Origin of the sequence: Thermus composti (genome assembly GCF_014647535.1) — a bacterium.
In the GTDB taxonomy this organism is placed as follows: Bacteria; Deinococcota; Deinococci; order Deinococcales; family Thermaceae; genus Thermus; species Thermus composti.
This window is the reverse complement of the sequence record NZ_BMPJ01000026.1, coordinates 1-23,540: the sequence shown is the minus strand read 5'-3', so window position 1 is coordinate 23,540 and position 23,540 is coordinate 1. Positions and strand designations below refer to the sequence as shown.

General features: G+C 67.3%; 18 protein-coding genes and 5 pseudogenes. 10 read left to right on the top strand and 13 right to left on the bottom strand.

Annotation, left to right across the window (positions count from 1 at the left end):
• Window positions 1-144, bottom strand: a pseudogene (locus IEX93_RS09465) (IS701 family transposase); the annotation flags it as partial.
• A 117-nt stretch (window positions 145-261) separates the two neighbouring features.
• Between IEX93_RS09465 and IEX93_RS09460 the strand changes: the two are divergent.
• The 6 genes from IEX93_RS09460 to IEX93_RS09435 are packed head-to-tail and all read left to right on the top strand — an operon-like array spanning window position 262 to window position 4,045.
• Window positions 262-480, top strand: coding sequence for a DUF2249 domain-containing protein (locus tag IEX93_RS09460; RefSeq protein WP_188847958.1), 219 nt, complete (start codon window positions 262-264; stop codon window positions 478-480).
• Window positions 453-1,265, top strand: coding sequence for a DUF2249 domain-containing protein (locus tag IEX93_RS09455; protein WP_188847957.1), 813 nt, complete (start codon window positions 453-455; stop codon window positions 1,263-1,265). Before IEX93_RS09460 ends, IEX93_RS09455 begins: the two co-directional genes overlap by 28 nt.
• Window positions 1,265-1,702, top strand: a complete 438-nt coding sequence (locus IEX93_RS09450; protein WP_188847956.1) for a hypothetical protein — start codon at window positions 1,265-1,267, stop codon at window positions 1,700-1,702. The genes IEX93_RS09455 and IEX93_RS09450 overlap by 1 nt, the downstream gene beginning before the upstream one ends.
• The gene (locus tag IEX93_RS09445; protein ID WP_188847955.1) at window positions 1,699-2,535 is read left to right on the top strand and encodes a protoglobin domain-containing protein; all 837 of its coding nucleotides are present in this window, start codon (window positions 1,699-1,701) and stop codon (window positions 2,533-2,535) included. The genes IEX93_RS09450 and IEX93_RS09445 overlap by 4 nt, the downstream gene beginning before the upstream one ends.
• Before the next feature lie 50 nt (window positions 2,536-2,585).
• Complete coding sequence (locus IEX93_RS09440) at window positions 2,586-3,737, top strand: hypothetical protein (protein ID WP_188847954.1); 1,152 nt, start codon at window positions 2,586-2,588, stop codon at window positions 3,735-3,737.
• On the top strand, window positions 3,734-4,045 hold the full coding sequence (locus IEX93_RS09435) for a metal-sulfur cluster assembly factor (protein ID WP_188847953.1): 312 nt from the start codon (window positions 3,734-3,736) through the stop codon (window positions 4,043-4,045). Before IEX93_RS09440 ends, IEX93_RS09435 begins: the two co-directional genes overlap by 4 nt.
• Here the strand turns inward: IEX93_RS09435 and IEX93_RS09430 are convergent.
• From IEX93_RS09430 to hemE, 5 genes and pseudogenes are all read right to left on the bottom strand, one after another.
• Window positions 4,042-6,966 (bottom strand): HD domain-containing phosphohydrolase, encoded by a 2,925-nt coding sequence (locus IEX93_RS09430; RefSeq protein ID WP_188847961.1) that lies wholly within the window; start codon window positions 6,964-6,966, stop codon window positions 4,042-4,044. The genes IEX93_RS09435 and IEX93_RS09430 overlap by 4 nt on opposite strands.
• Before the next feature lie 56 nt (window positions 6,967-7,022).
• Window positions 7,023-9,245: pseudogene (locus IEX93_RS11790) on the bottom strand (diguanylate cyclase domain-containing protein).
• Between the two features lie 35 nt (window positions 9,246-9,280).
• Complete coding sequence (gene hemG / locus IEX93_RS09420; protein ID WP_188847952.1) at window positions 9,281-10,633, bottom strand: protoporphyrinogen oxidase; 1,353 nt, start codon at window positions 10,631-10,633, stop codon at window positions 9,281-9,283.
• Window positions 10,621-11,574: a ferrochelatase gene (gene hemH, locus IEX93_RS09415; RefSeq protein ID WP_188847951.1), complete on the bottom strand. Its 954-nt coding sequence runs from the start codon at window positions 11,572-11,574 to the stop codon at window positions 10,621-10,623. The genes hemG and hemH overlap by 13 nt, the downstream gene beginning before the upstream one ends.
• Window positions 11,571-12,611 carry a uroporphyrinogen decarboxylase gene (hemE, locus tag IEX93_RS09410; protein WP_371863174.1) on the bottom strand — a complete coding sequence of 347 codons (1,041 nt, stop codon included), beginning with the start codon at window positions 12,609-12,611 and terminating at the stop codon, window positions 11,571-11,573. Before hemE ends, hemH begins: the two co-directional genes overlap by 4 nt.
• Here hemE and IEX93_RS09405 point away from each other — a divergent pair.
• Complete coding sequence (locus IEX93_RS09405) at window positions 12,610-13,518, top strand: peptidylprolyl isomerase (protein WP_188847950.1); 909 nt, start codon at window positions 12,610-12,612, stop codon at window positions 13,516-13,518. The genes hemE and IEX93_RS09405 overlap by 2 nt on opposite strands.
• Here the strand turns inward: IEX93_RS09405 and IEX93_RS09400 are convergent.
• From IEX93_RS09400 to IEX93_RS09385, 4 genes and pseudogenes are all read right to left on the bottom strand, one after another.
• On the bottom strand, window positions 13,515-14,363 hold the full coding sequence (locus IEX93_RS09400) for a carbon-nitrogen hydrolase family protein (protein WP_188847949.1): 849 nt from the start codon (window positions 14,361-14,363) through the stop codon (window positions 13,515-13,517). The genes IEX93_RS09405 and IEX93_RS09400 overlap by 4 nt on opposite strands.
• A gap of 9 nt (window positions 14,364-14,372) precedes the next feature.
• Window positions 14,373-15,100 (bottom strand): annotated as a pseudogene (locus tag IEX93_RS09395) (sulfite exporter TauE/SafE family protein).
• Window positions 15,097-15,729: pseudogene (locus IEX93_RS09390) on the bottom strand (rhodanese-like domain-containing protein). The pseudogenes IEX93_RS09395 and IEX93_RS09390 overlap by 4 nt, the downstream one beginning before the upstream one ends.
• Window positions 15,656-15,841: an MBL fold metallo-hydrolase gene (locus IEX93_RS09385; RefSeq protein WP_188847948.1), complete on the bottom strand. Its 186-nt coding sequence runs from the start codon at window positions 15,839-15,841 to the stop codon at window positions 15,656-15,658. Before IEX93_RS09385 ends, IEX93_RS09390 begins: the two are co-directional and overlap by 74 nt.
• Before the next feature lie 166 nt (window positions 15,842-16,007).
• Here IEX93_RS09385 and pdo point away from each other — a divergent pair, with 166 nt between their 5' ends.
• From pdo to IEX93_RS09370, 3 genes and pseudogenes are all read left to right on the top strand, one after another.
• Window positions 16,008-16,697, top strand: a complete 690-nt coding sequence (gene pdo / locus IEX93_RS09380; RefSeq protein ID WP_188847947.1) for a protein disulfide oxidoreductase — start codon at window positions 16,008-16,010, stop codon at window positions 16,695-16,697.
• A 1-nt stretch (window position 16,698) separates the two neighbouring features.
• Window positions 16,699-17,076 (top strand): annotated as a pseudogene (locus IEX93_RS09375) (rhodanese-like domain-containing protein).
• Complete coding sequence (locus IEX93_RS09370) at window positions 17,076-17,867, top strand: TlpA disulfide reductase family protein (RefSeq protein WP_188847946.1); 792 nt, start codon at window positions 17,076-17,078, stop codon at window positions 17,865-17,867. The pseudogene IEX93_RS09375 and the gene IEX93_RS09370 overlap by 1 nt, the downstream one beginning before the upstream one ends.
• Here IEX93_RS09370 and IEX93_RS09365 read toward each other — a convergent pair.
• The 3 genes from IEX93_RS09365 to IEX93_RS09355 are packed head-to-tail and all read right to left on the bottom strand — an operon-like array spanning window position 17,864 to window position 23,466.
• Window positions 17,864-19,231, bottom strand: a complete 1,368-nt coding sequence (locus IEX93_RS09365; protein WP_188847945.1) for a SpoVR family protein — start codon at window positions 19,229-19,231, stop codon at window positions 17,864-17,866. The genes IEX93_RS09370 and IEX93_RS09365 overlap by 4 nt on opposite strands.
• 3 nt (window positions 19,232-19,234) lie before the next feature.
• Entirely contained in the window at window positions 19,235-20,296 is a 1,062-nt protein-coding gene (locus IEX93_RS09360; RefSeq protein WP_188847944.1) for a DUF444 family protein, read from the bottom strand.
• The gene (locus IEX93_RS09355) at window positions 20,293-23,466 is read right to left on the bottom strand and encodes a serine/threonine protein kinase (protein ID WP_188847959.1); all 3,174 of its coding nucleotides are present in this window, start codon (window positions 23,464-23,466) and stop codon (window positions 20,293-20,295) included. The genes IEX93_RS09360 and IEX93_RS09355 overlap by 4 nt, the downstream gene beginning before the upstream one ends.
• Between the last annotated feature and the right edge of the window lie 74 nt (window positions 23,467-23,540).

The following is a 23,540-nucleotide window of genomic DNA, read 5'->3' as shown; positions in this document are numbered from 1 at the left end:
AAAGGCCAGGGGTTGGTTCAGGGCCCGGTAGAGGGTGTCGTGGGCGAAGTCCTGGCCCTCGGCCATGGCCAGGGCGGAGGTGTTGATGGGGCTTTGGGCTAAAGCTTCTAGAGCGCGCAGGAGGGGTTGTGGTATCCTCTTCATCGGGCCTCCCTAGTGACCGGAGGCCCATTTTACTTGAGAAAACCAAAAGCGCGTAAGTTCAGTCCTTGACCCAGGTCATGGCCGGGGAGGAAGGGGCTTTAGGAGACTGAGGGCGCTATGGAGCTGGACGTGCGAACCCTACCTCCCAGGGAGCGGCACCCCAGGATCTTCGCCCTTTTTGACGGGCTGAAGCCGGGGGAAAGCTTCGTGCTGGTGAACGACCACGACCCCAAGCCCCTCTACTACCAGTTCCAGGTGGAGCGGCCCCAGGCCTTCACCTGGGAGTACCTGGAGGAAGGTCCGGAGGTATGGCGGGTGCGGATCGGGAAGAGGTAGTCCGCCCCGAGATGAAGGTGGCGGAGGTCCTAAGGCGCTGGCCCCACCTCCTCGAGGTCTTCCTGGAGGCAAGCCCTGCCTTCCAGAAGCTCAAGAACCCCCTCCTCCGCCGCACCATGCCGAACCTGGTCACCGTGGCCCAGGCGGCGAGGATCGGGGGGCTTGCCCCGGAGGCGCTTGTGGAAAGGCTCAACCGGGCCTTGGGGGTGGAGGCCAAGCCCCCCATGCACCTGGCGGAGGAAAGCCGGGTGGGGACCCCGCCCCCTCCTTGGCTTTCCGCCCCCGTGGGCTTCCGGCTGGACGTGCGGCCTGTCCTCGAGGCCGGCGGGGAGCCCTTCGCCCAGATCATGGCCGCCGCCAGGGAGGTGGCCCCGGGGGAGAGGCTTGTGCTGGAAGGGCTCTTTGAGCCCGTGCCCCTTTACCGGGTCTTGGCCAAGCAGGGCTTTGTGGCCTGGTGCGAAAAGCTGGGGGAGCGCCACTACCGGGCCCACTTCTACCGCCAGGAGGCGGGGGGAGAGGAGGCTAGGGGAAAGGCCGCCCTCACCGAGGCCGACTGGAGGGACTTCCAGGCCGAGGTCTTCATTGAGGAGAACCTGGAGCCTCCCTTGCCCATGGTGCGGGTCCTCGAGGCCCTGGCCGCCCTCAAACCGGGGGAGAAGCTCCTGGTCCACCACGTGCGCAGGCCCATCCACCTCCTGGCCCGCCTGGAGGAGGAGGGGCACGCCTACGCCCTCAAGGACCTCGGTCCTGGGAGGGTGGAGATCCTCATCCGCAAGGGGGGCTAGTGGGGTTTTGGCACTTCCTCTTCGTGCGGGCTGCCCTCTTCTACCTGGTCTACACCGCCCTTTTGGGCACCCTCTTCTACTTTCTTCCCTCCCTGGTGGGGCCCTTCCGCCCGAGCCACGTCCACGCCGGGCTGGTGGGGTTTTTTCTGCAGATGGTCATGGGGGTGGCCTACTGGATGATGCCGAGGCCGGGGGGGCTTCGCCAGGACCGCCTCGAGGCCCTCACCTTTTTTCTCCTCAACGCCGGCCTTCTCCTCCGCCTCGTCCTGGAGCCCCTTTACCTGATGGGAAAGGAGGGGCTTCGCCCCTGGCTTGGGCTTTCCGGCGGGCTCCAGCTCGCCGCCACCTTGGTCTTCGCCCACGCCATGACGCGGCGGGTGGTCACGGCGGATAGGCTGAGGAAAATGCGGGAAGCGCGGGAAAGGAGGGAACGATGACGGGCGTTTGGGAGGAGACCCTCGTTCTGGACCTTCCCCCCTTGCCCGAGGAGGTCTTCCGGGACCTCCTCGCCTTTGGGGGGCTTGGGGAGGCGGAAAAGCGGGCCATGCGCCTGGACGCGGAAAGGCTTTTGGCGGAGGCGGCCTCCTTCGTGGCCCAGGTGTACGACCACCTAAGCCGCCACCCGGGGACGGCTAGGGCCCTGGGCTGGGAGGGGCGGGTGCCCGAGGGGGAGCTTTACCTGAGGCGGGCCTTTTTCTCCGCCTGGCTCGCCCGTACCATCGGCGTGGATACTTCGGCGGAGTTTGCCCGGGAGGTGTACCGGGCGGGACTCTGGCACGGGGGTCTCGGGCCCAAGCGGGCCCAGATCCCCCCGGAGTACGTGGGGCTTTCCTTCGCCATGGTGGGGCGGTATGTGGCGGAACGGGTGCGGGACGCCCGCCCCTGGCTCGTCTACCTCTCGGCGCAGGAGGAGGTGATGCGGAAGGGTTTTGACGCCGCCCTCGCCCTGAAGGAGGGGCGGATGGGGGTGCGCTTCCAGGCCTTGGGCCTTGCCCGCCCGGCCCAGCCCGAGCCCCTTTCCTTGCGGGCGGGGAGCGTGGGGGAGGCTCTGGGGAAGGTCTTCGCCGTGAACCCCGCCTTGCGGGACATCGCCTTGGAGCCCCTTCCTTCGGAGGAGGAGGCGGGCCTATGGCTAGAGCCCAAGGTCCTCTGGCGGCTTAGGCCCCGGTTCGCCGTCCTCTGGGAGGGCCGGGACGTGCGCTACCTGGCGGGGCTTGCCACCCCCTTGGCCGAGGGGGGCACCCTCACCCTCCTCCCCCCGGGGCGCTAGCCATGACCCAGGTCATGGCGATTCCCGACCGATTTCCTCAAGATTAGGCCGTGATCGTCACGGCCCAGAACCGCACGGTCCCCTTAAGCCTCTCCGCGGGCTTCTTTTTCTTGGGGGAGGCCTTCTTTCTAGGGTTCGCCCTCCTCTTCGCCCTTCACCCCGAGGCCCTTCAGGTGCCCCGGCATCCCCTGGGCCTCGCCCTGGCCCACCTCTTCCTCCTGGGCTTTGGCGTGGGGGTCCTCTTAGGGGCCATGCACCAGCTCGTGCCCGTGGTCCTCGAGGCGCCGCTCTACCGGCAGGAACTCGGCTACCCCGTGATGCTCCTCTGGGCTTTGGGGGTTGGCCTCCTCGCCCTGGGCTTCGCCCGGGCCCCGGCCCTCGTCCCCTGGGGTGGGGGTTTGGCCCTTTTGGCCCTTTTCCTCTTCGCCCTCCACATGCTCCTCACCTTTCTCCGGGCCCCCCGCTGGAACCGGGTGGCCACCGCCTTGGCCTGGGTGGTCTTCTACCTGGTCCTCACGCCCCTTCTCGGCCTCTTTCAGGCCCTTTCCCAGCGCTATGGCTTCTACGACCCGGAAAGGCTTGTCTGGCACCTCCTCGCCGGGCTCGGTGGGGTCTTTCTCCTCTCCATCGTGGGGGTGGGGTACAAGCTGGTCTCCATGTTCACCCTCACCCACGGGGTGGACGAGGGGGCCCTGGGGCTTTTCCTCTGGGCGGCCAACCTGGGGCTTTTGGGGCTCGCCTTCGGGGAGGGGCTGGGCTACCTCCTTCTCCTCCTGGCCTACGGCCTCGCCCTTTACGACGCCCACCGCATCCTGAAAAACCGCATGAAGCGCCCCCTGGATATCGGGGTGCGGCACTATTTGGCGGGGCTTGGCTTCCTGGGGCTTGCCCTCCTGGCCCTTCCCTTTAAGCCGGTGTGGGCGGCTTTGTGGTTCGCCCTGGGCTTCGTGGGCCTGGTGGTGAGCGGCATGCTCTACAAGATCCTCCCCTTTCTGGTCTGGACCCACCGCTACGCCAAACGGGCGGGCAAGGAGAAGGTGCCCCTTCTCAAGGAGATGCTCCCCGAGGGGGTGGGCAACCTGGCGGGGGGGCTTTTCGCTTTCGGGGCGCTTTTTTCCCCCTGGCTTCCCTGGGCGGCCTGGGCCTACGCCTTGGGCGTCCTCCCCCACCTTTACGCCCTTTGGGAGGTGATGCGGCGATGACGGTGAGAAACCCGTTGGAAGAACAGGCTTGGGCGCTTTTGGAGACGGTTTACGACCCGGAGCTGGGCCTGGACGTGGTCAACCTGGGCCTGATCTACGACCTGGTGGTGGAGCCGCCTCGAGCCCATGTCCGCATGACCCTCACCACCCCGGGCTGCCCCTTGCACGACAGCATGGGGGATGCGGTGCGCCAGGCCCTTTCCCGCCTTCCCGGGGTGGAGGAGGTGGAGGTGGAACTCACCTTTGAGCCCCCCTGGACCCCGGACCGGCTTTCCGAGAAGGCCCGGAGGCTTTTGGGCTGGGGCTAGGCCTCTTCCATAAGCCTTAGGAAGGCGGCCACCACCTCGGGGTCAAACTGCTTACCCGCTTGCTCCTGGATGTAGGCCAGGGCCTTTTCCTTGGGCCAGGCCTTGCGGTAGGGACGGTCGGAGGTGAGGGCATCGTAGACGTCCACCACGGCGAAGATCCGGGCGGAAAGGGGGATCTCAAACCCTTTAAGCCCCCGGGGGTAGCCCGAGCCATCAAAGCGCTCGTGGTGGCAATAGGGGATCTCCAGGGCCTTTTTGAGAAAGGGGATTCCGGAAAGCCACTCGTAGGCGTAGACGGGGTGCTTGCGCATCACCTGCCACTCCTCCTCGGTGAGGGGGCCGGGCTTGAGGAGGATGCTGTCGGGGATGGCGATCTTGCCCACGTCGTGGAGGATGGCGCCCCGCCTTAGGTGCTCCAGGTCCTCTTTCGGCACCCCTAAGGCTTGGGCCAGGCGCAGGGTGAGCTGGACCACCCGCTCCGTGTGGCCCGCCGTCTCCTGGTCCCGGAGCTCCACCGCCTTGGCCCAGCCCCAGAGGGTGAGCTCATAGGCGGCCTCCAGCTCTTGCTGGCTTTTTTGGAGGTCCTGGAGGGTGCGGATGCTGTCCAGGGCCAGGGCGCTTTGCCCCACCAGGGCCTCGAGGAACTCCTCCTCTTCCTGGGAAAGGTCCCAGGGCCTCCGGGTGAAGGCGGCCAGGACCCCAAGGAGCCGCCCCCGGGCCAAAAGGGGGTAGGCCCTTTCCGAGACCAGGCCTTCCTGGAGGGTGAACTCGGGGTGGCTTCCCGGGTCCTTCCTCAGCTCGTCCACCGCCACCTTCTCCCCCAAAAGGGCCGCCTGGCCCACGTGCCCCTGGCCCAGGAGGAGGGCCTTAGAGAGGAGGTCCTTGGGGCTATGGAAACCCCGGGTGGCGGCCAGGCGCAGGGTTTTGTCGGTGGGCTCGTAGAGGAAGAAGGCGGCGGCGTCCAGGGGGAGGAGGAAGAGCTTGTCCAAAAGGACCTCGAGGCTCGGGGCCAGGTCCATGGAGGCCAGGATGGCCTGGTCCACCTGCCTTAGGGCCTCCAGCTGGGCCACCCTTCGGGCGAGCTTTTGCTGTAAGGAGGCCCGGCGCACGGCGTTCCCCAGGGCCTCCGCCAGGAATTTGGCCCGCTCCACCTCGCTTGGGGTGGGAAGCCGCCCCCCGGGCCAGGCCAAAAGGAGGACCCCCACCCTTTCCTGGCCCGCGGGAAGGGGAAGGGCCAACCCCGCCCAGCCCTCGGGGATGAGGGGGCGGACCGCCTCCCGGAGGCGGGGGTCCTCCTTGAGGTTGGGGCTTAGGACCACCTCCCCCTTTAGCGCCAAGGCGGCGAGGCTTTTCTCCTCCAGCCTGGGGGCGTTAGGCAGGTCCTTGATCCAGCCCCGGGAGACCTCCTCCACCAGGTGGGGCGGGTTTCCCTCGTAGAGGAGGATCGCCCCGGCCTCCGCCTCCATGCTCTCCAAGACGGCCTCTAGGGCCAGGTCCATCATGGTCCTCAGGTCCTCGCTTTGCCGCAGGGCGAGGCTTAGCCGGGCGAAGGCCTCCAGGGCCAGCTCCTTCTCCTTGGCCTCGGTGATGTCCAGGCCCACCCCCAGGACCGTGGGCCTGCCTCCCACTTCCACCCGGGCGGCGGCGTAGTCCAGCCAGCGCACCTCTTTCCCCTTGGTCACGATGCGGAAGGTGTAGCGGCTTGGCGGGCTTTCCCACTTCAGACGGGCGAGGCCCCTCGCCTGCACCAAGGGGCGGTCCAGGGGGTGGACGAGGTCCCAGAGGGGCTTTTGCTGAAATTCTTCCATGGTATACCCGGTGAGGGCGGTAGCCACCTCGTTGGCGAAGACCAGGCGGGCGGTCTCGGGGCGGGCGGGGTCCTCCATCTGCCAGAGGAGGATGAGGGCCGGGGCGGTCTCGGCCAGGGTGCGGAAGAGGGCCTCGGACTCCCGAAGGGCCCGCTCCTGCGCCACCTCTCGGGACACGTCGTAGGCGTAGCCGGTGAGGAGGCGGGTTTCCGGGTCGTAGACCAGGGTGTCCCGAAGCCACACCCAGGCCTTTTTCTCCCCGTGGAAGAAGCGGTAGGTGCAGGTCCTTGCCTCCCCCGGGCGGGCCACCGCCTGGCGCACGGTCTCCTCCAGCCGGGCCCGGTCCTCGGGATGGACCTGGGCGAAGTAGAAGGCGGGGTCTTGAAGGAGGGCCTCGGCGGGGTAGCCCAAAAGGCTTTCCGCCTGGCGGGGGGCCGCGTAGACCAAAGGGGCGTAGGCGGGGTCCTGGCCCTCCTCCACCTTGGCCTGGTAGATCTGACCTGGAAGCGCTTCTATAACGCCCTTGAGCCGGGCCCTTTCCGTTTCCAGCTCGGTTTCGTCCCGGACGTTGAGGACGATGCCCCGCACCGCCTCGTCCCGGAGGAGGTTCCTGCCCCAGACCCGCACCCGGCGCACCTGGCCTTGGGCGTCCAGGATGCGAAAGGTATACTCCCGGGTCTCGCCCGGGTGGCGGAGAAGGTCTTCCAGGGCGGCCTCGGCGTAAAGGCGGTCCTCGAGGTGGACGAAGTCCAGGACGGAAAGTTCCTCCCGGGTATAGCCCAAGGGGTCGTAGCCCAGGACCTCGGCCACGTTGGGGGAGGCGTAGCGGATCTTGCCCTGGGCGTCCAGGAGGTAGATGAGCTCGCGGCCGTTTTCCACCAGGGCGCGAAAGCGTTTTTCGGTTTGGGCCTTCCGGGCCTCCTCGCCCCGGGCCAGGGCGTAGACCAGAAGGGCGCCTAGGAAGACGAAAACCAGCCCCTTGGCCGTCTGCCAATGGCTAAGCGCCGTGGCTTCGGGAAAGAGGCTCAGGAGGAGCCGGTCGCTTGCCAGGATCCAGGCTAGGGCGAAGAGAGCATACCCTAAGGCGATTTTCCAGGTGCTGGGAAACTTCACCACCTTTCCCAAAGTATACAAGGGACCGGGCCGGCCCTGGCCTAGGCGGAAGCCTCTTAGGCCACCACCGGAAGCCCCTGGGCCTTGGCCCGGTACATGCGGGTGTCGGCGGCGGAGAGGAGGGCGTCCGGGGTCTTTCCGTCCTCGGGGAAGGTGGCCACCCCGATGTTCACCCCCAGGCAGAGCTTTCCAAAGCAGATCTGGGCGATGGCCTGGGCGTAGCGGTAGGCGGCGGCGATGGCCCCCGCCTTGGGGGTGTGGGGGAAGAGGACGGCGAACTCGTCCCCGCCCCAGCGGAAGATCCGGTCGCCGTTCCGCCTTTCCCGCTTCAGGGCCTCCGCCACCCGGATGAGGGCCTGGTCCCCCGTGGCGTGGCCTAGGCGGTCGTTGATGGGCTTGAAGCCCCGGAGGTCCAAGACCGCCAAGGAGAGGGGGTAGCCGTAGCGCTCCGCCCGCTTGAGCTCTTCCGGGAGGAAGCGGTCAAAGGCCCTGCGGTTGGGCAGGCCCGTGAGGGGGTCGGTGAGGGCCGCCTCTTCCAGGAGGGTCCGGGTCCTGGCCTCGTGGAGGAGGGTGGCCAGGGGGGCGGCGAAGAACCGGGCCGCCTGCAGGGAGTCCTCCCCGAAGGCCTTGGGGTCGTGGAGGTTATCCAAGTTGAGGTAGGCCAGGACCTCCCCCCGGTAAGGCACGGGCAGGCAGAGGTTGGCCTGGATCTCCTTGGCCCGGCCGGCGGTGTCTATGACCTCGGGGGGGGCGGTCTGGTGGCTCACCTCGGCGATGGGCCTCTGGTCTGCGCTCATGATCCGGGGCGCGCCGCGGCGGGCCTCTTCCTCGGGGCGGCCGTACCAGAGGAGCATCCTCTCGGGGGTAAAGGAGACGGCCTTCAGGCCCTCCAGGTCGTAGCCCCAGGCGGCCCGAAAGCGGTAGGCCCCGTCTTCCCACACCAAAAGGCTTCCCGCCTCGGCCCCCGGCACCTGGCGGACGGCCTCCTCCAGGGCCTCTTGGTAGAGGGTCTCCAGGGGCTTTTCCAGAAGGTCCAGGAAGAGGCGGTTCACCCCCTGGTGGCGGGCCTTTTCCGTGAGGCGCTCCAGGCCGAGCCCCAGGGTGCGGCAGGCTAGGAGGAGGTTCACCTCCGCCTGGCGCCAAAGCCTTTCCGCCCTTTGTCCCACCACCAGGACCCGCCTTGCCCGGGGCGATCCCGGGGTGGGGACGGGGAGGACGGCGAAGGTGCGCCAGTTGAGGGCCTTGAGGGCCGGGACCACCCGGCTTTCCTCGGCGTAGCGGGGGGTGAAGACGGGGCTACTGGTCTCGTAGACCTGCCAGGCGAGGCCCACCCCGTAAGGGAGCCCCTCCCTTAGGACCTGGAGGAGGGAGGGCTCCTCCACCCCCAGGTAGGCCAAGGCCTCCATCCGGCTTCCCCGGGCCTCCCAGAGGGTGCTCGCCTCGAGGCCCAAAACCTCTAGAAGGAGGGCCAAAGCCTTCTCCCCGGCTTCCTCGGGGGTGGTGGCGCTTTGCAAGCGGGCGGAAAGCTCCGCCACGAGCCGCTTTTCCTCCAGGTCCGCAAGGCGCGTAAGCTGCAGGCTCACCGCCTGGGCGAAGCGGGAAATCCCCTCTACCTCCTCGGGGTGGAAGGGGCGGTTCCTTTCCAGGTTGAGGACGGCCACCACCTCGTCCCCTTCCTTTAGGGGCAGGGCGAGCTCGCTTCGCACCTGGTGCCCGGGGATGCTGATGTAGCCCGGCTCCCGGCGCACGTCGGGGATGTAGAGGAGCCTTCCTTCCCGGAAGGCCTAGCCCACCACCCCGCTTCCCGGGATTTCTTCCAGGGAAAGGGGTGGGCGGCTTGCCAGGAGGCGGAAGCCCCGGGGCGTGGGCACCCAGACCCCCACGTGCCCCCCTCCCCCCAGGGTGTGAAGGCGCTCGGGGAGGCTCTTTAGGACTTCCTCCGGGAATCGGGCCTTTGGGAGGGCCTCGAGGGCATCGGCCAGGAGCCTTTGGGCCCTGGCCTTGCGGTAGGCCCGGCGCAGGCTTTTCCCCACCTGGTGGGCGAGGAGGGCGGAGAGGAGGAGGGCCACCGCCACCAGGTCAAACCCCGGGAGGCGGAGGAGGACCAAGGAAGCGGCCCCCGCCACCCCAAGCCCCATCCCAAGCCCATAGAGGCTTGCGGCGATGGCGGTGGCGATCATGAACCAGGGGAGGGCGTGGGGGACGCCGTACCCCAGAAGGCCGCTCAGAAGGCCCAGAAGAAAGGCCCCCAGAGCTACCACGGAGTAAAAGCGATCCATTGGGAGCCATTCTAAGGGGTGGTCCTGGGGTTTGGCTAGACTGGGGCCAGGGCCAGGTGGTTGAGAGCCCTCCCTGCGGCCTTCCTTCCGGTGCGCACCACCTCGGGAAGCCCCACCCCTTCCAGGTAGTTCCCCGCCAGGAAAAGCCCCGGGGCCTTGAGGAGGGCCATCTCCAGGCGGGCGATCCTCTCTAAGTGGCCCACCCGGTAGCTGGGCATCCCCTCGGGGAAGCGGAAGACGAAGGTGTGGCTGGGGCGCACCCTTCGCCCGAGGAAGCGCTCCAGGTCCTCCAGGGCCAGCCGGGCAAGCTCTCTCTCGGAAAGCCCCGCCGCCTCCCCGGAGAAGTAGGCCCTCGCCAGGCTCCACCCCTCGGGGGCCCGGTGGGGCCACTTGTTGTGGACCCAGGTGAAGCCCCGCACCCGGTACCCCTCCCCCGGGGCGATGAGGAGGCCGTGGCCCTTTAGGGGAAGGGCCTCGGGGAAGGCCAGGCTCACCGTGGCCGCCGGGGTGTGGGGGATGCCGAGAAGGAGGGCCGCGGCCTCGGGGAGGAAGGGCCTTAGGAGCCTGGCCGCCATGGGGGCGGGGGTGGCGAGGACCACCGCCTCCGCCTCCAGGACCCCCCTCGGGGTGTGGAGGCGGTAGCGGCTGCCCGCGGGCTCGAGGCCGAGGACCGGGGTGGCGAGGAGGAAGGTGCCCTCCAGGGCCTCCCGCATCCTCTGGGTGAGGGCGGAAAGCCCTTCGGCGAAGGAGAAGAAGAGGCTTCCCCCTTCCCGGCTTCCCCGCCCCTTCCGGGCCCTCATGGCCCCGAGGAGGAGGCTTCGGTGCTTTTGCTCTAGGGCCCATAGCTGGGGGAAGGCGGCCCGCATGGAAAGCTCCCCCGGCTCCCCCCCGTAGATCCCCCCGGCCAAGGGGGCCACCAGGGCCTGGAAGACCTCGAGGCCAAGCCTCCTTTCCACGAACTCCCTTAGGCTTTCGTCCTCCTTGCTCCCCCGGGGGAGGAAAAGGTCGTAAAGGGCCCGGAGTTTCCCAGAGAAGGAGAGGAGGCGGGTTTGGGCCAAGGCCTTCAGGTCCCCGGGCACCACCTGCAAAAGCCCCTCGGGGAGGGGGTGGGCCTTGCCCTTGCGGAGGATGAAGGCGGAGGGCTTGGCGGGGAGGGTGCCCAGGGGGGCTAGGCCCAAGGCCTCCGCCAGGGCCAGCACCTCCTCCTTGTAGCGGACGCTGGCGTCGGGGCCCCCCTCCACCAGGAGGCCTTCTTGCTTCAGGGTGCGTACCTTCCCCCCAAGGCGGGGAGAAGCCTCTAGGAGGAGGAAGTCCACCCCCGCTTCCTTCAGGGCCAAGGCGGCGGCAAGCCCCGCCCAGCCCCCGCCCACCACGGCTACTTGAGCCACGCCGCCTCCACCAGGTCCTTGAGCACTTGGATATAGTCCAGATCGGCGTTGAGGCTCCGGGCCCTGAGAAGCCTTAGGCCCAGCTCTTTGGCGGTGGCTTGGGCCTCGATGTCCAGATCGTAGAAGACCTCGAGGTGGTCGGCGGGGAAGCCCACCGCCTGGACCACCACCTCCTCAAAGCCCTCCTCCCGGAGGTTCCGCAAAAGCTCGTTGATGTCGGGCCCAAGCCAGGGCTCCGGGGTGCGCCCCGCCGACTGGTAGGCTACCTGGAAGCGGGGGAGAGAGAGCCTCTTGGCGATGAGCTCGGCGGTCCTTTCCACCTGGCGGGGGTAGGGGTCGCCCCGCTCCACGGCGGCCACGGGGATGGAGTGGGCGGTGAAGACGTAGGCCGCCCGCTTGGGGTCCTTCAGCCGCCAGATGGCCTCCTCCAGCCTCCGGGCGTAGGCGGCGATGAGGCCCGGGTGGGCCTCGTAGCTTTCCACCCAGACGAAGTCTATGGGCTCGGGAAGCGCTTTGAGGGCGGCCTCCACCTTCTCCTGGTACTCGGCCACGCTCCTTAGGGAGTAGTGGGGGGCGGCCACGATGGCCACCGCCCGCCTTACCCTGTCCTCGTGCATGGCGGCCACCGCCTCCCCGATGGAGGGGTGCCAGTGCTTGGTGCCCACGTAGACCCGGGCCGGGCCCTGGGGGGTGCGGGGCGGGAAGGGCCCGAGGAGGCGCTTGGGGTAGCTGGGGGCCTCCAGGTTCAAAAGGGCCTGGAGCCTTAGGGCCTGGGCCAGGGTGATCTCGTTGAGGGGGCTTTTGCCGATAGCGGCGTAGCGCTCGGAAAGCTCCTTGAGGAGCTCTTCGGAAGGGCGCCTCCCCCGGCGGATATCCGTGTAATAGGGTTCAATCTCCTCCGGGGTGTAAGGGGTGCCGTAGGCCATGAGGAGCACGTTCATGCCGCAACCTCCTTCACGAGTTCTACCACGTAGCGCACGTTTTCCTCCGGGGTCTTGGGCAGGATCCCGTGGCCCAGGTTGAAGATGTGCCCGGGCCGGCCGCCGTTTTCCTCGAGGATCCGCAAGACCTCCCGCCTTAGGACCTCCTTGGGGGCGAAGAGGAGGGCGGGGTCCAGGTTCCCCTGGACCGGCGTCCCACCCAGAACCCCCCGGGCCCAGGGGAGGGGGGTGTGGTGGTCCAGGCCCAAAACATCCCCCCCCGCCTCCTTCATGTCCTGCAAGAGGCCCATGGTCCCCACCCCGAAGTGGATCACCGGGACGCCCAAGGGCCTTAGCGCCTGGAAAAGCCTCTGCATGTGGGGCTTCACGTAGCGGCGGTAGTCCGCCGGGCTTAGGGCCCCCACCCAGGAGTCAAAGACCTGCAGGAGGTCCGCCCCCGCCTCCGCCTGGGCCTTCAGGTAGCGGGCCATGGCCAGGGTGAGCTTTTCCATGAGGCGGTGCCATAGGGCCTCCTCCCGGTACATGAAGGCCTTCACCTGGAGGAAGTGGCGGCTTGGCCCGCCCTCTAGGAGGTAGCTGGCCAGGGTGAAGGGGGCCCCGGCGAAGCCGATAAGGGGGACTTTAAGCCTTTCCTTCAGGATCCGGATGGTCTTTAGCACGAAGGGCACCGCCTCCTCAGGCACCAAAGGCCTTAGGGCCTCCACGCTCTTTTCGTCCCGGATGGGCTCGTGGATGACGGGGCCTTTCCCTTCCACCAGGGAAAGCGCCACCCCCATGCCGTAGAGGGGGGTGGTGATGTCGGCGAAGAGGATGGCGGCGTCTACCCCGAGCTCCTCCACGGGGGAAAGGGTCACCTGGGCGGCGAGCTCGGGCTCTTGGACGATCTCGGGCAGGGCGTAGCGCTCCCGGACCTTGCGGTAGGAGGCTTGGTAGCGGCCCGCCTGGCGCATGAACCAGACGGGGGGCCTCGGGGTGGGAAGCCCCCGGGCCGCCCTTAGGACCAGGTCGTTCACGCCCCCTATGCTAGCATGGGGCATGCGCTTTCTTTTTTTCCTCGCCCTCCTTTTCCCCTTGGCCTTGGCCCAGGAAGCGGTGGTGGCCCAGGTGGGGGAGGAGGCCCTTTTAAAGGGCCAGTTTGAGCTTCGCTTTGGCCTTTTCGCCAAAAGCGCTCTCAGGCAACTGGGCCTTCCCGACACGGAGGAGACCCGGGCCCTCCTTGCCGCCTATAGGCCTAGGTACCTGGAGGCCCTGGCGGAGGAGCGGGCCCTTTTGCAGGTGGCCCGGGCCCAAGGCCTTTGGCCCTCCAAGGAGGCGGTGGAAGCCAGGGTGCAGGCCCTTCAAGAGGCCTTCCCCGAGGAAGGGGCTTTGGAGGAGGCTTTGAAGGAGGCGGGGCTTCCCGGTCTAGAGGCCTACCGCCTTCTCCTGGCGGAGGCTTTGGCCCTGGAGAACCTGGAAGGGCGCTACCGAGAAAGGATGCGGGTTTCCCCGGCTGCCTTAAGGGCCCTTTGGCTCCTTAGCCCGGAGTATCGGCATCCCGCCCTCTACTGCGCCCGCCACATCCTCCTCCCTTCCTTATCGGAGGCCAGGGAGGCCTTGGTCCGCCTGGAAAGGGGAGAGGCCTTCGCCCAGGTGGCCCAGGCCCTTTCCCAGGACCCGGGCTCCCGGGAAAAGGGCGGGGATTTGGGGTGCGCTCCCCGGGGCACCTATGTACCCTCCTTTGAGGAGGCCCTCTTTTCCCTGAAGCCCGGGGAGGTTTCTGGCCCGGTGGCCACGGAGTTCGGCTACCACATCCTCCTTTTGGAGCGGGTGGAGCCCCCGGGGCGCTACCCCCTCGAGGCCGTGGAGGGGGAGCTTCGGGAGGCGGTGCAGGACCGGGCCTGGGAGAAGCTCGCCAAGGCCCTCATCCGCCCCTACCCCATCCGGCTTTTCCCCGAAAGGCTTTAGGGCACGTAGAGGAGGGGCTCGTCCCCCAAGGGGCCTTGGGCCAGCTGGAGGGCCTTCCCGGGGGCGTAGATCCCGCTTTGCCCCTCAAAGGAGAGGCCCAGGAGTTTCCCGTTCAGCATGGGGTTGAGGAGGAGCCTCAGGTTTTCCCGGCCCAGAAGCCTTTCCCGGGCCGAGGCCAGCCACACCTCCCCCTCCTTGCGCATCGGGTCGGGGGGCCAGGGCCTTTCCCAGGGGGCGGGGTTGGCGGAGGGTTGCAGGAGGACCTCGGCCCCCAGGGCGTCCAGGCGGGATAGGTGCTTTTCGTGAAAAGCGTCCAGGCAGATCAGGATCCCCACCCGCCCGGCCCGGGTCTCCACCAGGTGGGGGCCGAAGGAGCCCCCCTTGAGCCAGCGCTCGGGGGGCGTGCGCTCCATCTTGGGCACCTGGGCCAGGAGGCGGCCTTCCGGGTTGAAGAAAAGGGCCAGGTTCTGAAAAAGGGGCGTGCGGGCGAAGCACCCCCGGGAAAGCTCCTCCTCGTAGGGAGGGGAGAGGATCGTACCGGAAAGGAGGTAGGCCTCGTGGGCCCTAGCCGCCTCGGCCATCACCCGGTGGAAGACCTCGTAGGCCCTTCGCGCCCGGCGCCAGGGGAGGAGGGGGCTTCGCAACAGGTCCTTCCAGGAAAACCCCTCCTCTAGCTGGAGGAGGAGGGGGAGGCCGAAGAGCTCGGGGAAGGCGGCAAGGCGCGGGGAAGGGGTCCCCTGGAGGGGCTTTAAAAGGGCGAAGACCCGCTCCCGAAAGGCCTCCTCCGAGCGGTAGGCCTCGAGGCGGATCTCCGCCTGGACCACGAGGAAGGTGCGGAAGGGCACCCCTTAAGCTTACAGGTTCTGGACCACCAGGAAGACCCCCATGGCCACCAAAAAGAGGGCAAAGCCCCGCTTCAGGCCCTCCTGGGGCAGGCGCACCGCCACCCTTCCCCCAAGGACGCTCCCCAAAAACCCCACCCGGACGAAAAGCCCCGCCACCCGGTAGTTCACCGAGAGGCCCAGGGCGGGGAGGAGGTGGAGGTACTTGTAAAACCCGGCCAAGGACTTGAGGGCGATGATGAGGAGGCTCGTCCCCACCGCCCGGTGCATGGGAAGCCCCCCTAAGAGGACCAAGGCGGGGACGATCAAAAACCCGCCCCCCACCCCCACGAAGATCCCGTCCAGGACGATCTTCCAGGCCTTCCTGGGCCCGGGGTCCTTCTTGAGGGGGAAAGGCCTCGCCATGAGGTAGGCGGCGAGGAGCATCACCAGGGCGAAGACGAGAAGCTGGACCTCCCCCGAGACGAAGCGAGAAAGCCACGCCCCAAGGTAGGTCCCCGCCATCCCGGGAAGGCCGAAGAGGAGGACGTTGCGCCCGTCCACAAGGCCCCTAAGGGCGTAGGGGATGGCCCCCAAAAGGGCGATTTCCCCCACGATGAGGAGGCTTTCGGCGATGGCCTGCTTGGGGGGGGCTCCCCCAGGAGGTAGACCAGGATGGGCACGGTGAGGATGGACCCCCCCGAGCCCAAAGGCCCCAGGGCGAGGCCGATCCAAAGGGCGCCGAGAAGGGTCAGGCTCATCGCTCCACGGGAAGACCCGCCCCCACCCAGGCGTAGGTGCCGCCCTCGAGGTTATAGACCCTTTCCCCGCTGAACCCTTGCTGGACCAAAAACTCCGCCGCCACCCCCGAGCGGTTGCCGGAGTTGCAGACGAGGAGGATGGGCCGGTCCTTGGGAAGCTCGGAGAGGGGGATGTTCGCCGCCTTGGGGATGTGCCCCCCTTGGTACTCCCAGGCCTCCCGCACGTCCACCACGTAGGCTTCTTCCAGAAGCCCTTGCGCCTCGAGGGGGCCCACCTCCTTAAAGGGCGTGGCGGCGTAGCTCACCTCCACCGGGGTGGTGTCCACGGGAAGGCCTAAGCGGTACCAGCGGACGATGCCCCCTTCCAGGTTGTAGACCTTGTACCCCTGGGCGCTAAGCCAGGCGGCCGCCTGCCAGGAGCGGTTCCCCGTGCGGCAGTAGAGGACCACGGGGGTGTCCTTGGGGATCTCCTGGTAGCGGGCCATGAACTCTGAGAGGGGAAGGAGCTTAGCCCCGGGAATCCGGGCCTAGGCGTACTCCTCCACCTCGCGCACGTCAAAGAAGGGTACCCCTTCCTCGTAAAGCCGCTTGGCCTCTTCCGAGGCCCAAGGACTGGGGCAGGTCCAAATAGACGTCCACGTCCCGCCTGGGGTCCACCACCAGGGCCTCCCCGGTGGCGGCGCAGCCCAGGAGGTAGCTCATCTGGGCGAGGCCTTCCTCGTAGATTTGCCGGAAGATCATGGCTTTACCTCCTTCCAGGGACCTTCGTCCCTCGCCCGGCAATATACCCCTAGGGGGTAGTTGGTGTCAAGGCGGAAAAAGGTGTATGGGCCCTCTATCCCAACCCGGGCGGCGCCTGCTATAGTGGGTAAAGGACTACCCCTAGGGGGGTATCCGGGAGGTGAACATGGCGCTTTTGGGACCGAAGGAGCAGGAGATCGTGCGGGAAAGGCTTTCCGGCCTTACCCGGGACGTGGAGATGGTGCTTTTCACCGACTCCTCCACCCTGATCGCCCCGGGGAAGGAGCCCTGCCTCTACTGCAAGGAGACGAAGCAGCTTCTTGAGGAGCTTTCCGCCCTTTCCGACAAGCTCCACCTGGTGGTCTACGACCTGGCCACTCCTGAAGGGAAGGAGAAGGCTGAGGCCTACAAGGTGGAGGCCGCACCCACCCTCATCCTTCGCGAGAAAGGCTCGGAGGCCATCAACCTCCGCTACCGGGGGATCCCCGCGGGCTACGAGTTCGCAAGCCTCCTCGAGGACATAGAGATGCTGGGCCGGGACGGGCACGGCCTTCCCGAGAACGTGGTCCAGGAGCTTCAGAACCTCCCCGAGGAGGTGGTCCTTCAGGTCTTCGTCACCCCCACCTGCCCCTACTGCCCCCAGGCGGTGCGCACCGCCCACCGCCTGGCCTACGCCTCCCCCAAGGTGTGGGGCGAGATGATTGAGGCCAACGAGTTCCCCGAGCTTTCCAGCCGCTACCACATCCACGGGGTGCCCGACACCGTCATCAACTACGGCAAGGAGCGGATTCTTGGGGCCCAGCCCCTTCCCCGGTTCCTCGAGGCCATCCGCAAGGCCGTGGGGGTCCAGGCCTAGCATGACCCGCCGCGCCCTCTTCGGCCTCCTCGTCCTCCCTCTCCTCCTTGCCGCTTGCGGCCCCAAGGGGAGCTACTAGAACGTGGGCCCGGAGGAGCTTTACCGGGCCCTTTCCCAGGGGGCTTTGGTGGTGGACGTGAGGATGCCGGAGGAGTTCGCCCAAGGCCACGTTCCCGGGGCCGTCAACCTCCCCCTGGAGGAGGTGGCCCGCTGGGCGGAAAGCCTCCCTAAGGACAAACCCGTCTATCTCTACTGCCGTAGCGGCAACCGGAGCCAAAAGGCGGCGGAGTACCTGAAGGGGAAGGGCTACACCAACCTCTACAACGTGGAGGGCGGGGTCTTGGCCATAGCGCGGGCGGGCTATCCCCTGGTCCGGTGATGGACGCCCTCACCCTCGGGCCCTTCGCCCTCCCTTGGCCCAGGGTGCAGGTGGCCTTGGCCCTTCTTGTCCTGGTGGGGGTGGCGGAGTTCTTTGCCCGCCGGGTGGACCGGAGGCTTTCCTCCTGGGGCCAGGGCGCCGTTTGGGTGGGCCTTCTGGGGGCCAGGCTTGGCTTTGTCTTGGAGAACGCGTCCGTTTATGCCAAGGATCCCCTCGCCGTTCTTTACGTCTGGCAAGGGGGGTTTGATCCCCTTTGGGGTATCTTGGCTGGAGGGGGGTATACGCTTATGACCTTGCCTAAACACCTCTGGCGCTACGCCCTGGGGGCGGCCCTGGTGGCGGGCCTGGTGGCGGGGGTCTTCCTCGTCCGCAAGCCCCCGGCCCAGGAGGTGCGCCTTCCCGCCCTGACCCTCACCACCCTTGGGGGGACGGAGGTGCGCCTCAGCGATTTCCGGGGAAAGCCCCTGGTCCTCAACGCCTGGGCCACCTGGTGCCCCCCGTGCCGCCGGGAGCTTCCCATGATGGTGCGCCTCGCCCAGGAGAACCCGGAGGTGCGCTTCGCCTTCGTAAGCCAGGGGGAAGGCCCTTTGGTGGTGAAGAACTTCCTGGAGGAAAGGGGCCTTTCCCCCGAGTGGGTCCTCCTGGACCCCGAGACCCGGCTTGCCCAGGCCTTGGGCGTCCAGGGGCTTCCCACCACCTTCTTCTTTGACCGGGAGGGGCGCCTTGTGGCCCGGCACCTAGGGGAGCTTTCCGAGGCCCTCCTTCTAGGCTATTTGCGGGTGCTCCGCTAGCCCGCCGAGAGGAGGGTCTCCTTCCCGTTCACCACGGTTTTCAGGTGCACGGGCCTTCCCCAGAGGCGGTGGAGGTTTTCCAGCACCGCCTTGGTCTTCCTCAGGTCAAGTTCCACCCCCTCGTAGGTGTGGACGAGGAGAAGCTCCCCGCGGTTTTGGTAGTTGGCGTCCACGAGCTCCACGATGGGGTAGCCAGCGTTGGTGAGGCGGAAGAGGAGGGCTTTTTTGGCCTCGGCGAACCGGGGTAGTTCCTCTGGGCTCACCAGGCGGTGGCGGAGGGCGAACTCGGGGGTGAGGAACTCCTCGAGGAAGTTGAGGTCGGTGTAGACCGTGCGCACCTGGAAGAGCTTCTTTTGCCCTTCCCCCGTGGGCCTCTCGTAGCGGAGCCTTTCCCCTAGGGGCAGGGCCTCGTACTCCGGGCCAAACCGCCCCTTGTCCCAGCGCTCCTCCACCTCCTTTAAGAGAAGGTAGCCCAGGCGGTAGGGGTTTAGGCCGTGGGGGGCGAGGAGGCCTGCCTGCATCTCGGCAAAGTCCACCGCTTCTTTGGGGGTGAGGAGGGGGAGGAGGAGGCGGGTGTGCCAGTAGGTGGCCCAGCCCTCGTTCAGGATCTTGGTGGCCGCCTGGGGGGCGAAGTAGAGGCTTTCTTCACGGATAATCTCCAGGATCCCCTTCTGCCAGGGGGCGAGGGGGGCGTAGCGGGCCAAAAAGCCCAGGATGTCCCGGGTGGGCCTCGGGGGAAGGGCCTGGGGCTTGGCCCCTTCCTCCGCCTCCTTGGGGGGCTCGGGGGGCGGGTTCACGTAGGGGTCCAGGTAGGGGCGCACCCGGAGGCGGTCCTGGGGCTTCGGGACTTCCTCCTCCTGGGGCCTTTGGATGTAGGGGGCGTGGGGGTCTATGAGGTTTTCCAGGGAGAGGACCAGGTCCAAAAACTCCTCCACGCTCCTCGCCCCGTGGCGCTCCATGGCCCGCTCCACGTAGGCGGCGTGGTGGGCCATCTCCGAGAGCATGTCCTTGGGGATGGGCTTGAAGGCCAGGTTGTTGTGGAAGAAGTCGGCGTGGGCGTAGACGTGGGCGATGACGAGCTTCTGGGCGAGGAGGGTGTTCCCCTTGAGGAGGTAGGCCTGCACGGGGACGGTGTTCACCACCAGCTCGTAGATGCGGGCGAGGCCGTAGCGGTAGGTTTCCCGGTAGCGGAGGTACTCGCTCCCCCAGCGCCAGTGGGGGTAGCGGCGGGGAAAGCCCCCGTAGGCGGCCAGCATGGCCATCTCCTCGGGGCCCACCTCTTCAAAGAGGACCGGGGGGAAGGTGAGGCCCTCCGCCTGGGCCCGCTCCCTTAGGGTCTCTATCCAGGGGAGAAGCGCTTTCACGGGCTAGCCTCCCAAAAGCTGCCTTAAGGCGCGAGGCAGGTCCTCCCGGCCCCGTACCTCGGCCAGGGCCAGGCCCTCTTGGCCTCCCAGGGCCTCCGCTAGCTCCTCAAAAAACTGCCCCCGGCCGTAGGGGCCCTCCACCTGGGCGTAGCCGTAAAGGGCCAGGGAGGGAAGGAGCCGCTTCAGGGCCTCGAGGGCTAAGGGGGTGTCCCCCTGCCAGTTCTCCCCGTCGGAGAAGTGGTAGAGGTAGCGGTTGTAGAAGGCCTCAGGGTAAGCCTTAAGGATCTCCTCCGCCAGGAGGAGGGCGCTGGAAAGCCTCGTCCCCCCGCCCTCCCGCGCCTTAAAGAACTCCTCCTCGGAGACCTCCCAGGCCTCGGCGTCGTGGAGGAGGTAGCGCCTTTCCAGCTTGGGAAAGTGCCGCTTGATCCAGAGGGTGATCCAGAAGGAGAGGGTCTTGACGAGCCTTAGCTCCTCCTCCCGCATGCTCCCTGAGACGTCCAGGGCGAAGAGGACCACCGCCTGGGCGTGGGGGCGGGGCTTCTTTTTGGGGGCCTTGTAGCGGAGGTCCTCGGGCTCGGGGACGAGGAGGGGGACTTCGGGGCGGTACTCCCCGGAGAGGAGGGCCCTTTTGAGGCTTTCCTTCAGGGTGCGGCGCACGTGGCGGAGGCCCCTTGGGCCCTTGCGGGCGAGGGTGGTGTACCGGAAAGCCTCCTCCGTCACCTCCCCTTCCCCCTTGGGCCTAAGCCGGGGGAGCCTCAGGGCCTCTCCCACGAGGTCCAAAAACTCCTCCAGCTCCAGCTCCGCCACCGGGATATGCCCCCCGGGCCCCAGGGCCTCGTCCCCGGGCCCTCCGAGGCCCAGGCCCTCTCCCAGGGGCTCCCCGTAGACGATCTTGGGGATCTCCAGCTGGGGAAGGGGGATAGAGACGAGGCGGCCCTCCACCTGGCCGAAAAGCTCCTCCCGGGTCAAGAATTCCCGGGCCCGCTTCTTCACCTCCCCCCGGACGATCTCCTTGAAGCGCTGGAGGTCGCGCTCAATGGGCAGGAAGGCTTCCCCAGGGGTCATCTTTCGCTCCGGGCGAAGAGGGAGGCGGCGAACTCCAGGACGCCGCTTGCGCAGTGCTCGCAGTAGCCGTAGTCCCGGATGAGCCGGGCCTTGACCACGTCAATCTTGGCCTGGGTCTCCGGGTCCACCACCCCCGAGACCAGGGCGGAAAGCCTTATGGTGTCCTTCTGGTCCTCAAAGAGCTTGAGCTCCAGGGCGCGGCGGAGGCGGTCGTTGTCCTTGTAGGTGAAGGGCCTCCCCTCCAGGGCCAAAGCGCCGATATAGTTCATGATCTCCCGGCGGAAGTCGTCCTTGCGGGACTCGGGGATGTCTATCCGCTCCTCAATGGAGCGCATGAGGCGCTCGTTGGGGGGCTCGGGGGCTCCGGTGTAGGGGTTTTTCACCTTCTCCCCCAGGACGTAGGCCTTCACGTGGTCAATGTAGTTGTGGAAGAGGCGGTTTAGGGCCTCCTCGTCGGCGGCGATGGCCCGCTGCACCTCGTTTTTGACGATCTCGGCGTACTCCGCCTTCACTTCCTGGAGGAGGGCCTTGTAGCGCTCCCGGGTCTTCTCGTCGTTGATGAGGGAGTGGTGCTTGAGGCCCTCTTCCAGCTCGTTCATCACCATGAAGGGGTTGATGCAGGGCTCCTCGCTGGTGACGAGGACGTTAGAGATCTTGTCCTGGATGTAGCGGGGGCTGATCCCCTCGAGGCCTTCCCGCTTGGCCTCCGCCATGAGCTCCCTAACCGCCTCCTCCGTCCACCCCGGAAGGAGCCTGCCGTCGTAGAGCTTGAGCTTTTGCATGAGGGTGAGGCCCGCCCGCCTCGGGGGCTCCAGCCGGGTGAGCACCGCCCAGGTGGCGGCCATCTCCAGGGTGTGGGGGGCGATGTGCTTGCCCCGCACCTTGGCGAAGTCCCGCCGGTAGATCTTCACCTCGTCGGAGACCCGGAGGATGTAGGGGATGTCTATCTTGATGGTGCGGTCCCGGAGGGCCTCCATGTACTCGTTAGCCTGGAGCTTGCGGTACTCGGGCTCGTTGGTGTTGTGGCAGACCACGCTGCCCACCCCGCAGACGAAGTTGTGAAGGCCCTCGCAGGCGATGTCGTAGACCCACTCTCCCTGGGCGGGGCGGCGGAAGAGACGGTGGGTGTACCGCTTGTGCCTTCCCCCGGGTTTGCCCTCCCCGGAGACGTAGCGGATCCGGTAGGCGGGGGCTTTCCCGGGTCTCGGGTAGAGGTAGACGCTGTAATCGTGCCCCAGGAGGCTTAGGAGCACCCCTACTTGGGCGGCCAGCATGGGGGAGATGGTTTTGAACTCCCCATAAAGCCGCCGGTAGGCCTCGGAGCCTTTGGCCTGCTCTCGGCTCAGCCGCCGGGACCCGTCGGTCTTGAGGAGCTCTTCCCAGGCGTGCTCCAGGTAGGGGCGGGGAAGGGTGAAGAGGAAGTCGGGGAGGCGCTTTTGCGCCGCGCCTTTGCCGCAGTGGTGCTCGGCCAGAACCCGGATGGCCTCGGCCCCCAGGTAAAGCCGCCAGGCAGAGTCCCGCTTGGAGCCCACGTGGATGTAGCCCTTGCCGTCGGAGATCCGCTCGTAGGCGGCCTTGACCCGCTCCAGCTCCTCCCGGTTGGCTGAGGAGATGACGATGCCCCCGTTGCGGGCGTTTCCGTGCCCCTCCGTGGCGTACCAGATGAGGACGGTGAGGAGGGCCTTTAGGTCCTCCTCCTCCTGGGGCAGGCGGTAGAGGGCCTTGAGGAGGGTGGCATGGCGGGGCAGGGCGAGCCGCGCAAACCCCGGCGGGGCAGGGCGGGTGAGGCGCCGGGCGGTGATGGCTGGGGCCAGTTCCTCTTCCATGGCGAAGCCCGGTACGCCCTCCACCACGTTCACCGTCTGGGGCGGGGAGGCGAGGGGCGGCAGCTTGCGGAGGCCCAGCATCTCCCGCCCCTCCTCGGGGTAGAAGACCCGCCCTTCCCGGTCGTAAAGGGAGTGGTTGGGCGTGGTCTCCACCACGCCCCATTTCTGGGCGGAGGTGAGGAGCTCCCCGAAGAAGGGGTGCCGGTAAAGGCCCAAGACCCCGGTCCAGCGGGCCTCCTTGCGCTCAGGGTCGTAGGCCAACACCTCTAGCCCTTTGGGCCGCTCGCCGAAGCGCTCGTAAAGCCCCTCCAGCGTGGTCCAGCCCGGCTTACCCTGGTGCCGGTAGAGGATAGGGGTCCAGCCCGCCACGCTGTGGCCCAGGATGATCTCGTCTATGTCGGTCTGGGCGAACTTCTTGGACTTGATCTTGTGCTCCTGGCTCGCCGTGAGGAGGTCGTAGAGGAAGGCCACGTCCAGCTTCAGGATTTCAATGAACTCCACCAGGCCCCGGTTGGCGATGTTCAGCTCCCCGTCAAAGTTGAAGGCCCGGGGGTCGGAGTCGGAGCCGTAGAGGGCCACCTTGCGGTAGTTGATGTCCCCGGTGAGCTCGGTGGCGTCCTGGTTTTTCTCGTCCTTGGGCTGGAAGGTGCCGATGCCCACCCGGTCCTTCTCCGAGAGGACCAGGCGCTTCACCACCACCTCGTTTTCTAAGACGGCGGCCAGGTCCCCCTCGTAGCGCTTCAGGGCCTCCCGCATCTGGAAGCGGCAGACGGGGCAGAGCTCCCCCTCCACCTCGAGGGGGTAAGGATAGTCGGGGTGGAGGGCCCTGAGCTCTTCCAGAAAAGCCTCCCGGAGGTCCTGGGGCAGGAGGTGCAGGGGCTCCTCGTGCATGGGGCAGGGGAGGGGACCTTCCTCCGTTTTCCAGTAGAAGGTGAAAAGCTTCCCCTCCTCGGTGCGGCTGTAGGCCTCGAGGCCCTTCTTCAGAAGCCGGGCGATGGTGCTCTTGGCCGAGCCCACGGGGCCGTGGAGGAGGAGGATGCGCCGCTCGGGGCCCAGGCGGTGGGCGGCCGCTTTGAGGGTGGCCACCAGGCGCATGAGGGGCTTGTCCAGCCCGTAGACGGCGTCCTTTCCCCCTTCAAAGGGGTCGTCAAAGAAGCGGTAGTGGAGGAGCTTTTCCCGAAAGAGGGTGTACTCCTCCACCCCGTGGGAGAGGATCATGTCGTGGACCCTTTGGAAGCTGGTCCTTAGGGGCCTCGGGTCCTCCTTGAGGAGGCGGAGGTAGTCAGCGAAGGAGCCTTCCCAGTTTAGGGCCCGGTAGGCCTCGAGGTCTAGGCGGCGCCGGATCCATCAGACTTGACCATTATGTAACTTCTGGGATAGATCGGTGCCATGACTCTTCGTGAGGCGCTATCCCAGAT

What these genes read in the sequence shown, in the direction of transcription:
- IEX93_RS09460 (WP_188847958.1), top strand. Translation starts at nt 262, where the DNA reads ATGGAGCTGGACGTGCGAACCCTACCTCCCAGGGAGCGGCACCCCAGG.
- IEX93_RS09455 (WP_188847957.1), top strand. Translation starts at nt 453, where the DNA reads ATGGCGGGTGCGGATCGGGAAGAGGTAGTCCGCCCCGAGATGAAGGTG.
- IEX93_RS09445 (WP_188847955.1), top strand. Translation starts at nt 1,699, where the DNA reads ATGACGGGCGTTTGGGAGGAGACCCTCGTTCTGGACCTTCCCCCCTTG.
- IEX93_RS09435 (WP_188847953.1), top strand. Translation starts at nt 3,734, where the DNA reads ATGACGGTGAGAAACCCGTTGGAAGAACAGGCTTGGGCGCTTTTGGAG.
- hemH (WP_188847951.1), bottom strand. Translation starts at nt 11,574, where the DNA reads ATGAACGTGCTCCTCATGGCCTACGGCACCCCTTACACCCCGGAGGAG.
- IEX93_RS09405 (WP_188847950.1), top strand. Translation starts at nt 12,610, where the DNA reads ATGCGCTTTCTTTTTTTCCTCGCCCTCCTTTTCCCCTTGGCCTTGGCC.
- hemE (WP_371863174.1), bottom strand. Translation starts at nt 12,611, where the DNA reads ATGCCCCATGCTAGCATAGGGGGCGTGAACGACCTGGTCCTAAGGGCG.
- IEX93_RS09385 (WP_188847948.1), bottom strand. Translation starts at nt 15,841, where the DNA reads ATGATCTTCCGGCAAATCTACGAGGAAGGCCTCGCCCAGATGAGCTAC.
- pdo (WP_188847947.1), top strand. Translation starts at nt 16,008, where the DNA reads ATGGCGCTTTTGGGACCGAAGGAGCAGGAGATCGTGCGGGAAAGGCTT.
- IEX93_RS09370 (WP_188847946.1), top strand. Translation starts at nt 17,076, where the DNA reads ATGGACGCCCTCACCCTCGGGCCCTTCGCCCTCCCTTGGCCCAGGGTG.
- IEX93_RS09360 (WP_188847944.1), bottom strand. Translation starts at nt 20,296, where the DNA reads ATGACCCCTGGGGAAGCCTTCCTGCCCATTGAGCGCGACCTCCAGCGC.